Below are 602 nucleotides of genomic sequence, written 5' to 3'. Positions count from 1 at the left end.
GGTTGCGTACTTCTAGCGTAACCAGAATAGTAAGTGCATTGGGTGAAGACTAGCTGATTTGTAAATTCTCTATTAAATTTACATTTAATCAGCACTTGTCCAATCAGTTTTATTCTAAGTGAATATATTATTACTCCACCAGCCAAAAGAAGCACATATACTTCACCTCCGAAGAGCGTTTTGCATTTATTGTAGACGCTCTTTTCCTTTTTAATAATTTTTTATCAAATCGATGAATTGTCAAAATACTATGACGATTGTCCAAACCATTCTTGTATTAAGAAAATATATATATAGTGAAGATGCTTTTCTTCAGAATATCCCGATAGGAGGTGAAAAATATGGGCTTTGGATATGGCGGCTACGGAGGCGGTTATGGATACGGAGGCGGTTACGGCGGTGGTAGCTTTGTTTTAATCGTAGTATTGTTCATTCTCCTGATCATTGTAGGTACAAGTATGGTTTATTAATCCAAACATTATGATTAAGTCAAGTTAAGTCCTTTCTAATCAAGTGCTGGAGGTGTTATACATGAGTGATGGACTTGGAACGTCGTTTGCGTTAATCGTGGTACTGTTTATTCTCCTTATCATTGTAGGAAC

Annotated in this window: 2 protein-coding genes; both read left to right on the top strand. The window is 36.2% G+C overall.

The genetic code is table 11. The annotated features are described in order from the left end of the window. The first annotated feature begins 341 nt into the window (after positions 1-341). Complete coding sequence (locus G8761_RS26740) at positions 342-470, top strand: YjcZ family sporulation protein (protein ID WP_166030963.1); 129 nt, start codon at positions 342-344, stop codon at positions 468-470. A gap of 61 nt (positions 471-531) precedes the next feature. After that, positions 532-602, top strand: a 71-nt coding sequence (locus G8761_RS26735; protein ID WP_166030964.1) for a YjcZ family sporulation protein, incomplete at its 3' end; no start/stop codon positions are given.

Origin of the sequence: Neobacillus terrae, assembly GCF_011393025.1 — a bacterium.
GTDB classification, from domain to species: Bacteria; Bacillota; Bacilli; order Bacillales; family Cytobacillaceae; genus Neobacillus_A; species Neobacillus_A terrae.
This window is presented reverse-complemented; position numbering and strand designations above follow the sequence as displayed.

Bases quoted from the DNA above. Each gene is read 5' to 3' on its own strand.
- G8761_RS26740 (WP_166030963.1), top strand. From the start codon at position 342: ATGGGCTTTGGATATGGCGGCTACGGAGGCGGTTATGGATACGGAGGC.